At 37.9% G+C, this 17,453-nt stretch carries 15 protein-coding genes; 9 read left to right on the top strand and 6 right to left on the bottom strand.

Annotation, left to right across the window (positions count from 1 at the left end; all coding sequences use genetic code 11):
• Positions 1-78: 78 nt before the first annotated feature.
• Together QF042_RS26230 and QF042_RS26225 are read right to left on the bottom strand one after the other, a co-directional pair.
• The gene (locus QF042_RS26230) at positions 79-1,518 is read right to left on the bottom strand and encodes a DUF4270 domain-containing protein (protein WP_307533202.1); all 1,440 of its coding nucleotides are present in this window, start codon (positions 1,516-1,518) and stop codon (positions 79-81) included.
• 21 nt (positions 1,519-1,539) lie between these two features.
• A complete protein-coding gene (locus tag QF042_RS26225) occupies positions 1,540-2,364 on the bottom strand; it encodes a glycogen/starch synthase (protein WP_307533199.1) in 825 nt (274 codons plus the stop codon).
• 149 nt (positions 2,365-2,513) lie between these two features.
• Here QF042_RS26225 and panC point away from each other — a divergent pair, with 149 nt between their 5' ends.
• From panC to QF042_RS26210, 3 genes are all read left to right on the top strand, one after another.
• Positions 2,514-3,359: a pantoate--beta-alanine ligase gene (panC, locus tag QF042_RS26220; RefSeq protein WP_307533197.1), complete on the top strand. Its 846-nt coding sequence runs from the start codon at positions 2,514-2,516 to the stop codon at positions 3,357-3,359.
• Positions 3,360-3,527: 168 nt separating this feature from the next.
• Positions 3,528-3,878, top strand: a complete 351-nt coding sequence (gene panD, locus QF042_RS26215; protein WP_029274491.1) for an aspartate 1-decarboxylase — start codon at positions 3,528-3,530, stop codon at positions 3,876-3,878.
• A gap of 4 nt (positions 3,879-3,882) precedes the next feature.
• Entirely contained in the window at positions 3,883-4,863 is a 981-nt protein-coding gene (locus QF042_RS26210) for a lysylphosphatidylglycerol synthase transmembrane domain-containing protein (protein WP_307533194.1), read from the top strand.
• A gap of 10 nt (positions 4,864-4,873) precedes the next feature.
• Here the strand turns inward: QF042_RS26210 and QF042_RS26205 are convergent, their stop codons facing one another.
• A complete protein-coding gene (locus QF042_RS26205) occupies positions 4,874-7,252 on the bottom strand; it encodes an outer membrane beta-barrel protein (protein ID WP_307533191.1) in 2,379 nt (792 codons plus the stop codon).
• A gap of 89 nt (positions 7,253-7,341) precedes the next feature.
• The gene (locus QF042_RS26200) at positions 7,342-8,436 is read right to left on the bottom strand and encodes an AraC family transcriptional regulator (protein ID WP_307533189.1); all 1,095 of its coding nucleotides are present in this window, start codon (positions 8,434-8,436) and stop codon (positions 7,342-7,344) included.
• A gap of 124 nt (positions 8,437-8,560) precedes the next feature.
• Between QF042_RS26200 and QF042_RS26195 the strand changes: the two genes are divergently transcribed.
• Positions 8,561-9,700 carry an acyl-CoA dehydrogenase gene (locus QF042_RS26195; RefSeq protein ID WP_307533187.1) on the top strand — a complete coding sequence of 380 codons (1,140 nt, stop codon included), beginning with the start codon at positions 8,561-8,563 and terminating at the stop codon, positions 9,698-9,700.
• Positions 9,701-9,760: 60 nt separating this feature from the next.
• Here the strand turns inward: QF042_RS26195 and QF042_RS26190 are convergent, their stop codons facing one another.
• The gene (locus QF042_RS26190) at positions 9,761-10,105 is read right to left on the bottom strand and encodes a phage holin family protein (protein ID WP_307533185.1); all 345 of its coding nucleotides are present in this window, start codon (positions 10,103-10,105) and stop codon (positions 9,761-9,763) included.
• 18 nt (positions 10,106-10,123) lie between these two features.
• On the opposite strand from QF042_RS26190, the gene QF042_RS26185 reads away from it, so the two are divergent.
• From QF042_RS26185 to QF042_RS26165, 5 genes are all read left to right on the top strand, one after another.
• Complete coding sequence (locus QF042_RS26185) at positions 10,124-10,555, top strand: hypothetical protein (protein WP_307533183.1); 432 nt, start codon at positions 10,124-10,126, stop codon at positions 10,553-10,555.
• 121 nt (positions 10,556-10,676) lie between these two features.
• Positions 10,677-11,141 (top strand): ribosome assembly cofactor RimP, encoded by a 465-nt coding sequence (gene rimP / locus QF042_RS26180; protein ID WP_307533181.1) that lies wholly within the window; start codon positions 10,677-10,679, stop codon positions 11,139-11,141.
• 66 nt (positions 11,142-11,207) lie between these two features.
• Positions 11,208-12,452: a transcription termination factor NusA gene (gene nusA / locus QF042_RS26175; protein WP_025143392.1), complete on the top strand. Its 1,245-nt coding sequence runs from the start codon at positions 11,208-11,210 to the stop codon at positions 12,450-12,452.
• Between the two features lie 62 nt (positions 12,453-12,514).
• Entirely contained in the window at positions 12,515-15,619 is a 3,105-nt protein-coding gene (gene infB, locus QF042_RS26170; RefSeq protein WP_307533177.1) for a translation initiation factor IF-2, read from the top strand.
• A gap of 170 nt (positions 15,620-15,789) precedes the next feature.
• On the top strand, positions 15,790-17,022 hold the full coding sequence (locus QF042_RS26165; RefSeq protein WP_307533176.1) for an ATP-binding protein: 1,233 nt from the start codon (positions 15,790-15,792) through the stop codon (positions 17,020-17,022).
• Between the two features lie 144 nt (positions 17,023-17,166).
• On the opposite strand, the gene QF042_RS26160 is transcribed toward QF042_RS26165, so the two are convergent.
• Complete coding sequence (locus QF042_RS26160) at positions 17,167-17,418, bottom strand: helix-turn-helix transcriptional regulator (RefSeq protein ID WP_307533172.1); 252 nt, start codon at positions 17,416-17,418, stop codon at positions 17,167-17,169.
• Between the last annotated feature and the right edge of the window lie 35 nt (positions 17,419-17,453).

Below are 17,453 nucleotides of genomic sequence, written 5' to 3'. Positions count from 1 at the left end.
TTAAAGTAATGATACAAAAAAACTCCTGCCAGTTTCGCTAGCAGGAGTTTCTTATGTTTTATGTTAACATTAAAATCGTTAATTAATTTTAGTGTAGTAAATATTTAGCTTTATCTTATTTGCCGTTGCGTTGCTGGCGCCTATGATCGATCTTTCAGCAGATGTAGCACTAGGTGCTCTCTGGAAATCGGTATAAGATGTAGGGGCCAGGAATGTGCCATAATCTTCTACGTTTTTATCAATTAAGCTTTGAACATAACTGGTTACAATAAAGATGTAACGTTTCTTTAACGAATCAAAATAACCACCAAAAAGTGCTGCACCACCAGAAGCGCTACTGGAGAATGTTGCATAATCAGGTATATCGGCAGCTTGTTGTGCAATGTCCCAACGATATAAAGAAAGACGTTGGGCGGCATTAAAAGGGTATGCTGGCGCACTCTCGCCAAGCTCTACAACTAGCTCTGCCTTATTAATAATCGCTTTTCCGTAAGTATTGGTAAAACTTGTCAATGCCGGGAAAGTTAGCTTGGTTTTTACACCGGCTAAACCTTGTAAATAAGTTACATTATATTGTTGAGTTGGATCTGTTGGAGTCGGAACATCAATTTGCGTTTGCACTGGTGTCCCTGAGTAATCGTGTTTAATGTTAGCTGCTACTCCCGAAATTACATTTGCAGTTTGTGCTGCATTCAAAACCATCTTTCCAACAGGGAAATTTACACTGGTTGTATCTACGCCACTTGACGAATTCGTTTTTTTCCAAACCAGCTGTAAATAAGAGTCAGTTCCCGAAAAGTTAAGGAATGCAATTCCTCCAACACCTGTAGAAGATGTTTTATTGATCTGTGCATATAAACCTTTAAACGATTCTATAAACTTAGCTTCTGTTGCTGTTCCTGCTGTACCTAGGTTTAATATGGCATTTTGTATAAATGCCTTGTTTAAAGGAATCCTGATCTGCGCAGGTACAGTTTTTAAAGTATCAGCTTTGCCTGGAACAATAACAGATATTTTCCTTTTAGTATTTGGTGCCAGTTTACCTGTAAAGTTGCCTAAAAGCGTGTTATTAATAGCCTGTACATCAGAACTTTTATAAGTCGTAACCTTATTAGCTAGCTGATAAACATCAATACTGTATTTAGAATTGATGGTATCGCCGTAAAATTTGGTTAATGTAGAGGTTGTATCAATTTTTAATACCAAAACTGCAGAATCTAATACAGGAGAAGTACCGAAGTCGTAACTTGTACTCACCGGGTAAACCGTTAATGCCAAAGCGGCCTCAGTTTTTCCAAAAACAGGATCTACCATGTATCCTAAAGGGTAGCGGTTTAATCCATTGGTATTGGCAGCGTCTTCTTTTACAAGTTGAGACTTCACCGGAGATACCACCAACGTTCCGGTAATGGCTGTAGCTGGATCAACATCTAAACCCACACCGTCAGGGTTTTTGCATGATGCAAAAAGAAAAAGACCTATCAACAGGGTTAATAAGTCTTGTTTTGTAAATTTCATATTTAAAATAATAATACCTAATTAAGCAAGTGAAACCAATTCGTCATTCGAAATTTCTTCATAAAAAGTATAGAAGTTTTCAAAATTCTCGGTTAAGTTAAAAGCTAATGTTGGCTTATTGGAATCTTTAACAAATTTTAACACAGCTGCATTTAGGTTTTCATCCGCTAAAACTACTGCATCTGAGTGTGTTATGGCGCCAATGTGCATGCTGTCGCAATCAGATGGCAAGAATGCTTTCGTATCATCGTCAGTCATATTGGCCATCACCGCTTTCTTAGAAAAATTAGCGTTTAATTTCTCCGTAAAGCCATCCTCATAAATAGAATATACTACTTTAGAATTTTTAAAAGTAGGATCGTTTTTATAAGTCGTTTTAATATAAACAGGTACTAGTGCGCTCATCCAACCATGACAGTGAACGATATCTGGCGCCCAGCCTAATTTTTTAACCGTTTCCAATGCACCTTTACAGAAGAAAACTGTACGTTCATCATTGTCATCGAAGAATTTTCCGCTTGCATCTCTAAATACTTGTTTGCGTTGGAAATATTCTTCATTGTCTAAGAAGTAAACTTGCATGCGCGCAGCTGGGATGGAGGCTACTTTAATGATTAAAGGGTTATCGTTGTCATCGATAATGATGTTCATTCCTGATAATCGGATTACTTCGTGTAAACGATTTCTTCTTTCGTTGATGTTACCAAATTTAGGCATCAAGATACGGATTTCGAATCCTTTTTCTTGCATTGCTTGTGGTAATTGGCGTGTGATTTCAGAAATTTTAGTAAGCTCGAGGAAAGGCGACATCTCGTGTGTAACAATCAGCAGCTTCGTTTTTGCCATCTCCATATTCTAAGAAAATATTAAGTTAAATAAAAGATAATGAGCTGCAAAGGTAAGCATAATAATACTATTTATCAATATAGCAAGCATTTGTTTGGTTTCGTTTAGATTAATTTACACCTTTACGGCTTTAATTTAGTTTGTCCAAATTGGAAATATTTAAAACCAAAGCAGCACTTAAGGCTTTTTTGAAACCCTTAAAAGCATCAGGTAAAAAAATAGCACTTGTGCCTACCATGGGTGCCTTGCATAATGGCCATATATCATTGATAAAACTGGCACAGCAGAATGCCGATATCATTATCTGTAGCATTTTCGTAAATCCAACGCAGTTTACTGATCCTAAAGATTTAGAGAAATACCCGCGCCCTATCGAACACGATTTGGCCATGTTAGCAGATGCCGGTTGTAACGGTGTGTTTATGCCTAATGTAGAGGAGATGTACCCTGCCGGAGCCGACGAAGCCTGGCACATTGATTTGGGCAATGCCGAATTTCTCTTGGAAGGCGAATTTAGGAAGGGTCACTATCAAGGCGTAACGCAGATTGTAAAAAAACTGTTTGATGCCGTTGAACCCGATGTGGCCATGTTCGGACAAAAAGATTTTCAGCAGGTATTAATGATTAAGAATATGCTGGCCTACTTTAAGCTACCTATCACTATTATTACTTGCCCCATTATCCGCGAAGACGATGGTTTAGCCATGAGTAGCAGGAATATTCATTTGTCAGCCAATGACCGTAAACATTCGCTCGTACTGAGTAAATCGTTGCAGTTCGTTATCGATCATTTTAATGAATATTCATTAACAGAGTTGGTCGATAAAGCAAAAGCATTCTATCAGAATATTGAAGGTGTTGAACTCGATTATTTTACCATTGCCAATGGCGATACACTGGAGCCAGCCAAATCAAAAGACGAAAATGACTTAGTTGCCCTGGTTGCTGCGAAAGTAGGGCCGACCAGGCTGATTGATAATATGATCATTAAATGATGAATAAGTTAACGTGAGTGATGAAGTCGGTTAATGGTTTATAGTCTTATGTTGATAGCCTGGGCCACTAAGCTATCAGCTATGAACTATCAACCTTTAACATTCTGCTGCTTTGCGAAACTCCAAACTGATGACTGAAAACTCCAAACTGATTACTAACTTTGCCAAATGGTTATTACAATATTAAAATCGAAAATACACCGTGTTAGGGTAACACAAGCCGAATTGAATTATGTAGGCAGTATTACGATAGATGAAGATTTGATGGATGCAGCTAACATTATCGCTAATGAAAAGGTGCAGATTGTAAATAATAATAACGGTGCACGTTTCGAAACCTACGTAATTAAAGGCGAGCGTGGAACCGGAACCATTTGTTTAAATGGTGCTACCGCCCGTTTGGCACAACTAGGCGATATTCTCATCATTATGTCTTACGGCTCATTACCGATAGAAGAAGCCAAAAAATACAATCCAATACTGGTTTTTCCTGATGATAACAACCACTTGCTAAAATAATCTTGTGACATTCGACCTCAAAACAGCGCTAAAGTATATCATCCTGTTTTTAATAGGGATGGGGGTTTTATATTTAGCTTTTAGAGGTCAGGATTTAGAAAAGATTTGGCAGGAAATTAAAACGGCCAATTACTTTTGGGTAATTACTTCTGCATTTGCTGTATGGATTGCACATGTGTTAAGGGCTTTACGCTGGCAGATGCTGTATCAGTCTATCCACTACAATGTAAGTTTCTGGAATACCTACCACGCCGTAATGATCGGTTATCTGGCTAATCTTGCATTGCCACGCTTTGGTGAAATTGGCCGCTGCTCTGTTATTCATAAAGCAGAAAAGGTACCCATGTTTGCTTCTATTGGCACCGTAATTACGGAACGGCTTTTTGATGTGCTGGTGCTTTTTCTCACCTGTGTTGCCATGGTGGTCTTTCAATACGATATCGTTTCCGATTTTTTGTACAATGTAATTTATCTTCACCTCGTTAAAAAAATAGAGGCCATTAATTATTTATGGCTGGTTGGTATTGGCGTGATTATTCTTTCACTCATTATAATCGCAGTCTATTTTCTCCGTCAAAAATTCAGTAAAAAACTCCTCCGCATTTTTGTAAACCTCCGTCAGGGCTTTGGCTCCTACAGTAAACTAAAACAAAAAGGCTTGTTCTTAACCTATACCCTGGGTATTTGGGTTTTCTACTCACTTTCCATGTATTTTGCTTTTTCTTCCATTCAAGCTACCTCCGGATTGCATTTTAATGCCGCATTTACGGCAATTGTTTTTTCTGGCTTTGCTATGGCAGCACCCGTTCAGGGTGGTATTGGTGTTTTTCATTGGATGGTTGCTCAGTCATTAGTGTTGTATGGTATATCTTTTAAAGATGGGTTAGCATATTCAACCATTATTCACTCTTCGCAGGTTTTGCTTATATTGATATTAGGCTGCCTAAGTCTCATGCTAATTTTATTTAAGAAACAAAATAGATAATCAATTTCTCTTAATTGGCTCTATTCTCCTCGTCACTTTTTTTGTTTTCCCTAACCTTGTAAGTCGAAGTTCCAAAATTAAAGGTTAAACTAAAAACCAGTCTTTGTGAACCGAAATAATGGTAGAAATCGTTATTGATAATACTTTTCTCTCTGAAAATAAGCCTTCTTTTCATGTTATCGAATACATCATAAAGCGTAAGTTTAGTATTAACCCTGTTATTTAACCAGGCTTTTTGCACACCAAAATCAATACCATAAACGGGGGCCATAATATAAAGTCCATTACCACTTTTCGACTCGTAGGTATAACTTACATCCAATATCCAATTTTTTAAAGTAAAAACCTGACTGCCATTAACCGTGTAATTATATATGGGTATTTCGTAGGTGGCTCCAAAGTAAGGTGTTAGCTCTTTAGTGTAATAACCTGTAACGTTGTTGCTCATCTGCCACCATTTGTTTACCGTTATGGGAGCGCTTATCTGTAGATTTGCAAATTTTCTGTAAGGTAGGTTTCTACCCAGAAAAATCAGTTCATTAGTCACTGGATTATATTCGGGATAACGTCCCATGGGATCCGCTTCCTTTCCTGCATTTAGCGCAATATTAAGGCTTTTTCTGCTATAAGATAAAGCGAAAAGACTAGTTGTAGAGGGCTGTAAGTAAGGATTGCCTATCCAATAATGCCGTGGACTGTAATAAAAACGAAAAGGGTTTAACATGGCAAAAGTTGGCCTTGTTAATCGTCTGGTATAACTGAAGCTGAGCTGTTCTCTTTCGTCAAAGGAGTAAGTAATGTTTAAGCTTGGAAGCCATTTTATATACTTTTTTTCTGTAACACCGCCTGTAGTAATAGAATTGGCTATAGTGTGCGTATGCTCCGCTCTTAAACTTAAGCTGTAATTAAGTTTACTCCATTGACCACTATAAGAAAGGTAGCCCGCACCAATATACTCTTGGTAACGGAAATGGTTACTCCGCTTAGGATCTAAATTAAAAACATCATTGGCTAATGTATCATATCGGAGGTCGTTCTGGGTGCTTGTATATGCAAATTTTCCTCCAAATTCTAGTTTTCCTTTGCCTATTTTTTGCGTGTAGTCTACTTGTGCAACATGGATCATTATCCTATTTCTAGAGTCTGTTTTCCAGTAATTCAACAATTGATTGTTAAGTACGTTAAGATTTTGAATATCTTCGGTTTGGCGATTATCGATTTGGGTTAAAGAGGTAATTACATGAAGTTCGCTATTCTTAAATTGAGCATCGTAATTGATGCCGCCTGAATAATTATATTGCTTAGGCAGGGCATTATTGTCGCTTTTAACAAGCGCAATGGTACGATCTAAATTAGCGGTTTGAGTAAGCAGCTGATTGCCAGATACCGCATTTCTATCTATTTGGTAGGTGCGTATAAAAGCCTCTAGATTTTGCCCTTTTTGTACTTCATAAGTTACCCTTGCCTGCGCGTTAAAGTTCTGGTTAGAGGTAATGGTTCTAGTATCAGTAGTCATGGCGTTTGTATTGGCTAAATATTGCAGGGAATAATACTTATAAAAAGTGCTGCCGCTGGTATGGCCTAACTTTAAGTCGTACACCAACCGGTTTGTTTTAAGAACCAAGGATAAATTATTATCCAATACACTGTAGTTGTTTCGCTGAAAACGAGCATTATACGTGCCTCGTAAACCTAAAGACTGATTTCTCTTCAGTTTTACATCAATAATTCCCTGATATTCTCCATCATATTTAGATGAAGGTTGATTAATCATTTCAATCGATTCGACCATATCAGGTGACAAACTGCTCAGGTAGGATATGATTTCATCATTGTTCATGTTTATGGGCTTGCCGTCAACAAATAAGGTTGGAGTTGCCCTGCTTGCCATTAATATTGTTCCATCCTGGTTAACCTGCAGGCCAGGTAGTTTCTTAAATACATCTAACAAATTAGAAGCAGATTTGAAAAATGCATTATTGGCAATGCCGATTTTAATCCGACCGTTTTGTGTGCTAAAATTTGGTACTCCTCCTGTTATGGTTACTTCTTGGAGTAGGTTAACATCTTCAGCCATTAAAATATGGCCTATATCGATTGTTTCTGAATTATTCCCACTTATCAATAACTCTTTTTGTGCTTTTTGATAACCGATTAAGGTAATGGATAAAAGGTATTTTCCCTTAGGCAGATCTCTAAATTCGAAGAAACCGGTGGTGTCGCTATTAGCATATTTAATTACTGATGGGTGATCTTTATTGGCCAAAGCCAAATTGGCTAAAGGTATAGCTTGGCTGGTCTTACGATCAATCAGTTTTCCCTTAATCACTTGCGCACTTAAAAATAGAGATGTAAATAAGAATAGGCACAATAACAATGTCGACTTCATCTTCGTGTATTTGGTTTTTATAGAATAAACCAAAACTAGAATAGATGAGCAGAGAATGGGTTTTGAATCTCAGATTTGGGCGTTCGGAATTATAAAACGAGACCAGTTTTAGTTTGATGAAGCAAAAATATTTGTTCCTTATAATGCATCGGGGTTGTTTGTTTATGCTTTTTAAAAGTAGTGTAAAAGGTAGATTTAGAATTAAAACCTACTTCATATCCAATGGCTTCAAGCTTAATGCCTTTATCGTTGGCAATCAGTTCGCAAGCTTCGTTTATCCTAAACTCGTTAATGTAAGCGGCAAAACTTTTGCCTAAATTATCATTAAGCAACTGCGAAAGCTGATGGCCAGAAATATTGATTTTTTTTGCAAGTTCGTTTAATTTAAGGTCTGGATTTTTATAAAGTTCCTCCTCCAAAATAATCTTCTGCAGTCTTTCTGTCAAAGTTATTGCCTGTTCTTTGGCAATCTTTTTATTGGCATAGCGAACCAAATCCTGGCCGTCTGAAAAAAGATTGTTGGTTTTCCTTCTGCTAATGAACAAAAAAGTATTTAGGTAAAGAACAAATGAGAAAGACAATGCTCCACTAATGCAAGGGCCATTAAAAAACGAGAAGATAGATAACTTAAATGCTGCTGGAACGATTATGTTACCAATAAAAACAGATAGCAACAGCTTCTCTGTTGTTGAAATTTTAACCCTTTTACTTAAAAATTTAGCAAAAACAGTTCTAAGCAACCAGGCAGATAATACAATATAGACTGTAAATTGTATAGAAATTATTCTTCCGATATAACTTTCCCATACATCAGGGCTGCTGTCATAAGGTGCAATGATGCTGGCAATTATAATTGCAAAAATCCAAAAGAGATAAGTCCCTTTCTGTAGGGCTTTAAGCTTTGAATCCTGTCCCAAAGCCGATTGAATAAAATAAAAAAGAGATGGGCCTGCCAATGAGCTTCCTAAAATGCCAATTTGAATATAAATACCAGGTAGGTCTGGATAGAAATAAAAAATGAAAGATTTACTGATCTTTAAACAAACCGACAAGAGCAAAAGGCCCAAAAAATAGGAGGGTGCAGACTTCGGTTTTTTGAAGAATAAAAGATATGCGCTAATGATAAAACCATTAAATACGCCTAAGGCACTAAAGAAAAATAATGTTTGTTGGCCTGGGTTCATTTAACAAAAATAATAATCTTACGTTAACACCAAGATTATCTTGCAAAATAAATTACTATGCAGCCATAGTAATTTCAATATGAAATGCTACATTTGATTAACTAACCTTTTATACATAAATGTTATGCATTTTGAATTAAGTGAAGAGCAATTAATGATCCAGCAGGCTGCCTGCGATTTTGCGCAGCAAGAATTAAAGCCTGGGGTAATCGAAAGAGACGAACATCAGAAATTTCCGGCTGAGCAGGTAAAAAAACTAGGAGAACTTGGTTTTTTGGGGATGATGGTGAGCGAAAAATATAATGGAAGCGGCCTTGACGCCATCTCTTACGTTCTCGTAATGGAAGAGCTTTCTAAAATAGATGCTTCTGCATCTGTAGTGGTTTCAGTAAATAACTCGTTGGTTTGTTATGGACTAGAAGCCTATGGCAGTGAAGCCCAAAAAGAAAAATATTTAAAGCCGCTTGCAGCTGGAGAAAAAATAGGTGCTTTTTGTTTGTCGGAGCCCGAAGCCGGATCTGATGCTACCTCGCAACGTACAACCGCAGAGGATAAAGGCGATTATTATCTGCTGAATGGTACAAAAAACTGGATCACCAACGGAAGTACCGCATCAACTTACCTGGTCATTGCACAAACCCATCCAGAGTTAAGGCATAAAGGTATAAACGCTTTTATTGTAGAGAAGGGAATGGAAGGGTTTACCGTGGGGCCAAAAGAGAATAAATTGGGCATCCGTGGCTCTGATACGCATTCATTGATGTTTAATGATGTTAAAGTGCCAAAAGAAAATAGAATTGGCGAAGATGGTTTTGGTTTCAAATTTGCCATGAAAACATTAGAAGGCGGGAGGATAGGCATTGCGGCCCAGGCTTTAGGTATAGCACAAGGCGCTTTCGAGTTAGCCACACGGTATGCTAAAGAACGTAAGTCATTCGGGAAACCAATTGCTGAACATCAGGCCATTGCTTTTAAACTGGCCGATATGGCCACGCAGATCGAAGCCGCCAGGTTATTGGTTTATAAAGCTGCCTGGTTAAAAGATCAGGGTTTACCTTACACACAGGCCGGTTCTATGGCAAAATTGTTTGCTTCTAAAGTGGCGATGGATGTAACCATTGAAGCGGTACAGGTGCATGGTGGTTATGGTTTTGTAAAAGAATACCACGTAGAACGCTTAATGCGCGATGCTAAAATCACCCAGATATATGAAGGAACTTCTGAGATTCAGAAAATGGTGATTTCGAGAGAAGTGATTCGTTAGTTTCCAGTTATCAATTTTCAGTTGGCAGTTCGGATTGAAAACCGCCAACTGAAAACTGAACTATTCTTTCTCCCCAACTACAGCGCTAAACACTGCTTTAATTAAGGCTACAACTATAGCCAGTAATGCAGCAGCAATAAAGCCCGAAGTGTTAAACGAGGGCATTATGTTATCAACCAATAAAATCATTAAAACGGTAATGATAAATGATACCAATCCAAGTGTAAGGAAATTAACCGGGAATGTTAATAGCCTTAAAATGAACCCGATGGTTGAGTTTGCAAGTGCTACCAGTACGGCAGCAATAATGGATGTTGCATAACCATCTACATGTACACCGGGCACTATTCTTGCACCGATAAAAAAGGCTAATCCCATCAAAAGGATTTCGATAATAAATCTCATAATTGTTTATTTTTGTAAATGTTTAAATGCTTTTTTAAATACCAGGCCGCAATTGCTGTTGCCCTATTTGCACTTTCATGTTCGAATGCAAACAACAGGCCAATAATTAAGTTTTCAGGGGATAGTTCATCAATAATAATTAAAAATATTGATGAGGCAAGTCTCTTACAGGTTAAAAATGCCTATAAGGCTAACGGGGATGCAATTAATATGGTTTCTGTTTTGATAAAACCGGGCGATCTGGACAGTATCCAGGATGAGCTCGAAGTGCCCGGTAAGGTTAAGATACTTGGCGATTCACTTGTATTTAATCCCGATCAGCCTTTTCTTAAGGGTAAAGAATATCTGGTTGAGAGTTACATTGGAATAAAATTTGCAACCATGGGCGATCTGATTACAGGTAATGGTAAGCAGAATTTAAAAGCACAGCGACAAATACTTAAACGGTAATAATCAGCATAATAATTAGTGCAAGTGTTTGATTTTTTCTAAAAAATTACTACATTTGCATCGTAATCGAAGAAAAGAGAAGGGGACAATGTCCCCTTTTTCTATGAAATCAGGTTAAAATATGCAGGTAGAAAAGAGAGTTGCAGCCCTCGTTGAGGAAAAAATAGCAGATCGGCCAGAACTGTTTTTGGTTGAAGTGAAAATGTTGCCAAACAATAAATTAATTATCCATGTTGATGGCGACGAAGGTATTAGCATACAGGATTGTGTGGCCATAAGCAGGCATGTTGGTTTTCATCTCGAAGAAGAAAACACAATAGAACAGGCTTATAATTTAGAAGTTTCTTCGCCGGGTGTTGGCGAGCCTTTAAAATTAATCCGTCAGTACAATAAAAATATTGGCCGTACGGTAAGCGTTAAGTTAAAAGAGGGTTTGAAAAAAGAAGGGAAACTGCTGGCGGTTACAGAAAATAATCTGCTGATTGAAGAATCGATTAAAGAAAAAGGGAAAAAGGCGGTAGCAATTGAAACAGTTGTTCCGTTTAATGATATATTAGAAACAACAGTTTTAGTAAGTTTTAAATAGTAGGATTGGCTTGTTGCATAGATAATCTGTGTAATCTTAACAATCAATTTAATCATAATTAAAAAAATGAGTACTACAACAATTAATTTGATCGACTCTTTTCAAGAGTTTAAGGATTTCAAAAATATAGATCGCCCAACGGTGATCAGTGTGCTGGAAGAAGTTTTTCGTAGCATGTTGCGTAAAAAATACGGAACAGACGAAAACTGTGATGTTATCGTGAATCCGGATAATGGGGATTTGGAGATCTGGAGAACGAGAAAAGTAATGGAAGACGGTTTTTCTGAGGATGATGATTTAGAGATCGAGCTTGCTGAAGTTTCTAAATTAGACAGTACTTTAGAAGTTGGCGATGATTATATCGAACAGATTACTTTAGAGAGCTTTGGCCGTAGAGCAATTTTAGCTGCCCGTCAAACGCTGGTATCTAAAGTATTGGAATTAGAGAAAGACGAAATCTTCAAAAAATATAAAGATAGAGTAGGCGAAATCGTAACGGGTGAAGTTTATCAGGTTTGGAAGAAAGAAACGTTGGTTTTAGATGATGAAGGTAACGAACTTTTAATGCCTAAAACGGAGCAGATCCCAGCAGATTATTTCAAAAAAGGCGATTCTGTGAGAGCAGTAATCTCTAAAGTAGAAATGATCAACGCGAACCCGAAAATTATCATTTCGAGAACAGCACCAGAATTTTTGCAACGCCTGTTCGAACAGGAAGTTCCGGAAATTTTCGATGGTTTAATTACCGTTAAGAAAATTGTTCGTGAGCCAGGAGAACGTGCTAAAGTTGCTGTTGAATCGTACGACGATCGTATCGATCCGGTTGGCGCATGTGTGGGTATGAAAGGATCACGTATTCACGGTATCGTTCGCGAGTTGAAAAACGAAAACATTGATGTGATTAATTTCACCAATAATATTTCATTATACATTACCCGTGCTTTAAGCCCGGCAAAAATCACCTCCATTAAATTGGATGATGAAACTAAACATGCATCGGTTTACTTAAAACCAGATCAGGTTTCATTAGCAATCGGACGAGGTGGACACAACATTAAACTAGCTGGTAAATTAACTGGTTATGAAATTGATGTGTATCGCGAAGCTGGAGAAGAAAGTGATGAGGATGTAGATTTAGAAGAATTCTCAGATGAGATTGATAGCTGGATCATTGATGAATTAAAGGCTATCGGTTGCGATACTGCTAAGAGTGTATTAGCACTTACAGTAGAAGATTTGGTAAAACGCACCGACCTTGAAGAGGAAACCATTAAAGAAGTGGTTCAAATTTTGAAGTCAGAATTTGAATAAGTGGTGTAATTGCCAAATAAACACTACTTTTGTATTAAATAAAAAACAATAACAGGAGCTAAATGTCAGACGACAAACCAATCATTTTAATTAAAGCTATTAAAGAACTTAATATAGGCATGGGTACAGCCGTTGAGTTTTTAAACAAAAAGGGATTCTCTGCCGAGAAAAGCCCTATGTTTAAACTTACGGGAGACATGTATAACGCCTTATTGAAAGAGTATCAGGGAGATAAGATCGTAAGAGAAGAAGCCAAACAAATAGTGATTGGTAAAATACGTCGTGACGAGCCTGAGACTGAAAAGCCAGTAGAAGCGCCGAAGAAGAATACCGATTTTGAGAAAAATGAAGAGATTTTAATTAAAAATGCTCAATCATTTACCCCTCCGGTAGAGAAACCAAAGGTTGTAGAAACACCTAAGGTAGAAACGCCAACACCAGCACCTGCGGCAGCAGTAGAGCCAGTAAAAGAAACTAAGGCAGAAGATAAGGTTGAAGAAACCGGATTGCCAGGAGTTAAAATTGTAGGAAAGATCGATTTAAACGATCTTAACTCAAAAACACGCCCGGCTAAGAAAGAAGAAACACCTGCTGCACCAGCACCTGTTGTAGAACCACCAGTGGTTAAAGCACCAGAAGCTGTAAAGCCAGTTGAACAACCTAAAGTGGAAGAAAAACCAGTTGAGGTTAAAAAGGAAGAAACTCCTGCTGCGCCAGCACCAGTTGCAGAAACACCAGTGGTTAAAGCAACTGAGCCTGTAAAGCCAGTTGAACAACCCAAAGTGGAAGAAAAACCAGCTGAAGCAAAACCGGTAAGCAACGAGCCTGAGGTAATTAAAGCACGTACCGTTAAATTAACTGGTCCGAATATTGTTGGTAAAATTGTTTTACCAACAACACCGGATAGAAGAAACGGGCCAGTAGCGTCATCTAGCGATAGTGAGGCCGCTAAACGTAAGCGTAAACGTAAAAAAACTCCAGGGGCACCGGGTCAACCAGGCCAACACGGGGGGCAAGGCCAGCAAGGACAGAATAATCCTACAGGCCAAGGACAGGGACAAGGTCAAACTGGTACACCAGGGCAACCTCGTACGCCTTATCAAGGTAACAGACCAGGTGGTGGTACGCCATACCAAGGTAACAGACCAGCTGGGCAAGGTGGAACTCCTTACCAGGGAAATAGAAATAACAACACTAACAGACCGGGTTTCCAAAATAGAAATGCTACACCAAGCGGACCTAAAGAAGAGCCTACTGAGAAAGAAATTCAAGATCAGATCAAAGCAACACTTGCCCGTTTAAGTGGTGCTGGTAAATCTGGTAAATTTGCACAACGTGCTAAATTACGTCGTCAGAAACGTGATGATGTGGCATATAATGCAGAAGAGGCAGCAAATGAGCTTGAATCGCAATCGAAAATATTAAAGGTAACAGAATTTGTTACCGCTAATGAGTTGGCGAGCATGATGGATGTACCGGTTACCAAAATTATTGGTACTTGTATGAGCCTTGGTATGTTCGTTTCCATTAACCAGCGTTTAGATGCTGAAACCTTAACTATCGTTGCTGATGAGTTTGGTTATGAAATTCAATTCGTAAAACCAGATGAGGATGAAGAAAACGTAATTGAAGAGGAAGACAAAGAAGAAGATTTAATCGAAAGAGCTCCGGTTGTTACGATTATGGGTCACGTCGATCACGGTAAAACCTCATTGCTGGATTATATCCGTAAAGCAAATGTGGTAGCTGGTGAGGCGGGTGGTATTACCCAGCACATTGGTGCATACATGGTAACTACGCCAACCGGTAAAAAAGTAACATTCTTAGATACTCCAGGTCACGAAGCCTTTACAGCGATGCGTGCCCGTGGTGCTAAGGCAGCCGATATTGCCATTATCGTAATTGCTGCGGATGATGCGGTGATGCCTCAAACAAAAGAGGCAATTAATCATGCACAAGCAGCAGGCGTACCATTGGTGTTTGCTTTCACGAAAATTGATAAACCAGGTGCCAATTCAGATAAAGTGCGAGAGCAATTATCGGTAATGAATATTTTGGTTGAAGATTGGGGTGGTAAATATCAATCACAGGAAATCTCAAGCAAAAGCGGCTTAAACGTTGATTTACTTTTAGATAAAGTATTATTAGAAGCTGAATTATTAGAACTGAAAGCGAATCCGAACAAGAGAGCTACAGGTACTGTAATTGAATCGGCTTTAGATAAAGGACGTGGTATTGTAACTACGGTATTGGTTCAGGCCGGTACATTAAGAGTTGGAGATCCAATCTTAGCGGGTAGTTACAGCGGACGTGTAAAAGCATTAACTAACGAGCGTGGTGCTAAAGTAGATTCTGCAGGTCCATCACAACCCGTACAGGTTTTGGGTATGCAAGGTGCGCCTACAGCAGGTGATAGATTTAATGCTTTAGAAAGTGAAACCGAAGCACGTGATATTGCAAACAAACGTATGCAGTTACAACGTGAGCAGGGATTACGTACACAGAAACACATTACATTGGATGAGATTGGTCGTCGTTTGGCCATCGGTAACTTTAAAGAGCTTAATATTATCGTTAAAGGTGATGTGGATGGTTCAATCGAGGCTTTAGCCGATTCATTGTTGAAACTATCAACTGAGCAGATCCAGATTAATATCATCAGTAAAGGTGTTGGTCAGATTTCAGAATCTGATGTATTGTTAGCTTCAGCTTCAGATGCGATTATTATCGGTTTCCAGGTTCGTCCATCAACAGGTGCACGTAAACTTGCGGAGGCTGAGCAGATCGATATCCGTTTATATTCTATCATTTACGATGCAATAAATGAGATTAAATCAGCAATGGAAGGTATGTTGGATCCAGAATTTGAAGAGAAAATTGTGGCTAACGTGGAGATCCGCGAAACTTTCAAAATTACTAAAGTGGGTACCATTGCAGGTTGTATGGTATTAGATGGTAAGATTACCCGTAACAGCAAGATCCGGATCGTTAGAGATGGTGTTGTAGTGTACACTGGTGAACTGGCATCGTTAAAACGCTTTAAGGATGATGTGAAAGAGGTTAATAAAGGTTACGAGTGTGGTTTAAACATTCAGAACTTTAACAACATCGAAGTTGGCGATATCGTAGAAGCTTACGAACAAGTAGAAGTAGCTAGAAAACTGTAATTATTTTAAAAATATATAATTTAAAGTGGCCTCAAAAGGGTCACTTTTTTTGTTAACGTTAATTGCTTATCTTAAAATTATCGGATAATATTGGGTTTGTATCTTAAAATTATCGGATAATATTGAATTTGTATCTTAAAAATATCGATATTTGTATTAGGTATTTTATTATGGAAAGATCAGCAGCATTAAAATCTTTAAAAGCACACTTAAATAAGCCTCAACATACTATTGTCATCGGACCAAGGCAGATCGGGAAAACCACGCTGGTAAAACAACTGGCAGAAGAGTTAAACCGAGAGCATGAATTGGTTTATTTTCTGACCTTTGAAGATCCTGCTATTTTAGAAGCTGTAAATCATCATGCTGAAAATATCTTTAATTATACATTATTACCAGCTGATGTTCCTACAGATAAAAGATTATATATTATTATTGATGAAGTTCAATACGCAAAAGATCCCAGTAACTTTTTAAAGCTTTTGTACGATAAGTACTCCCCAAAATTAAAAATTATTGCAACAGGGAGTAGTGCATTTTATATTGATAAAAGCTTTAAAGATAGTTTAGCTGGCAGGAAAAAGGTATTTGAATTTTTCCCATTGGCCTTTGATGAGTTCCTGCACTTTAAGGGTGAGGATAATTTAATTGCAGAGTGGGAACAGATGCAAAAAAGGGCTACTTATCAAGGCCTCCAGCGTAACCGTATAAGTGCGCTGTTTGATGAATATTTGGTTTATGGTGGTTATCCGGCAATAGTTTTAGCAGATACTGAACAAGAAAAGCAGGAAATGCTTAAAGAACTTGTAAACAGTTATATGAAGAAGGATGCTTTAGAAGCAGGTATTAAGGAAGAGCTTAAATTTTTTCAGCTGGCAAGATTATTGGCCGATCAAACTGGCAATCTGGTGAATAATCATGAGCTGGGAAATACTTTACAGATGGCCAGCTCTACGGTAGAAAATTATATTTATTTAATGCAAAAAACTTTTATTGTACAATTGCTTTCTCCTTTTTATGGCAATGTGCGGAAAGAATTAACCAGAATGCCGAAGATATATTTTAATGATAACGGTTTACGCAATGCATTGTTAAATAATTTTTCTAAGCTGAATGATAGGTCAGATAAAGGAGAACTATTAGAAAATTATGTGTATTGCAGACTGAGGCAGTTATACGATACTGATAACCTGCGCTTTTGGCGTACTGCCGATGGTAATGAAGTAGATTTTATCATAGAAAAACACTTAAAGCAAGGAATTGCTTACGAGGTGAAGTATAATGATATTCAGTTTAAGCCAACCAAGTATAAAAAATTTGTAGAGGCATATGCTGATTTCGATTTGCAATGCGTTTGTAAGGTAATTACAAAAGATCATTCGATTGAAGCCATTCGGTTATAGTTTTTCCCAGGGGCTTACTGGAAAAATATAAAAGAGGCTGTATCAAAAATTAAATTCGATCTGCATTGTCACGTTGAGCTTGTCGAAACGCTCAGTCAAGGCTATTTAATCTAGTCCTTCGACAGGCTCAGGATGACATCTATATTATGAGACAGCCTCCTTTTGTTGGAGAGAAATTATTTTGTTCTTTTTAAAATTCGATTGGATGATGATCTCGTGAATAGGAATTTCATATAGTTCGGCAATTTTGATCAATTGCGACATAGCAAAATCTACCTCATTATTTTCCCATTTTCTGTAAGCAACCCTGCTGATTCCCACTACATCCGCAACATATTGCTGTGTATAATTGTATTTATCCCTGTACTTTCTTAAGGTAATCCCTATATCTAACATAATGAGAAGCGTTAATGACTATGTATTTTATTATT

Origin of the sequence: Pedobacter sp. W3I1, assembly GCF_030816015.1 — a bacterium.
Classification (GTDB): domain Bacteria; phylum Bacteroidota; class Bacteroidia; order Sphingobacteriales; family Sphingobacteriaceae; genus Pedobacter.
The sequence above is the reverse complement of the archived record's forward strand: the minus strand, read 5'-3'. Positions and strand labels throughout refer to the sequence as shown.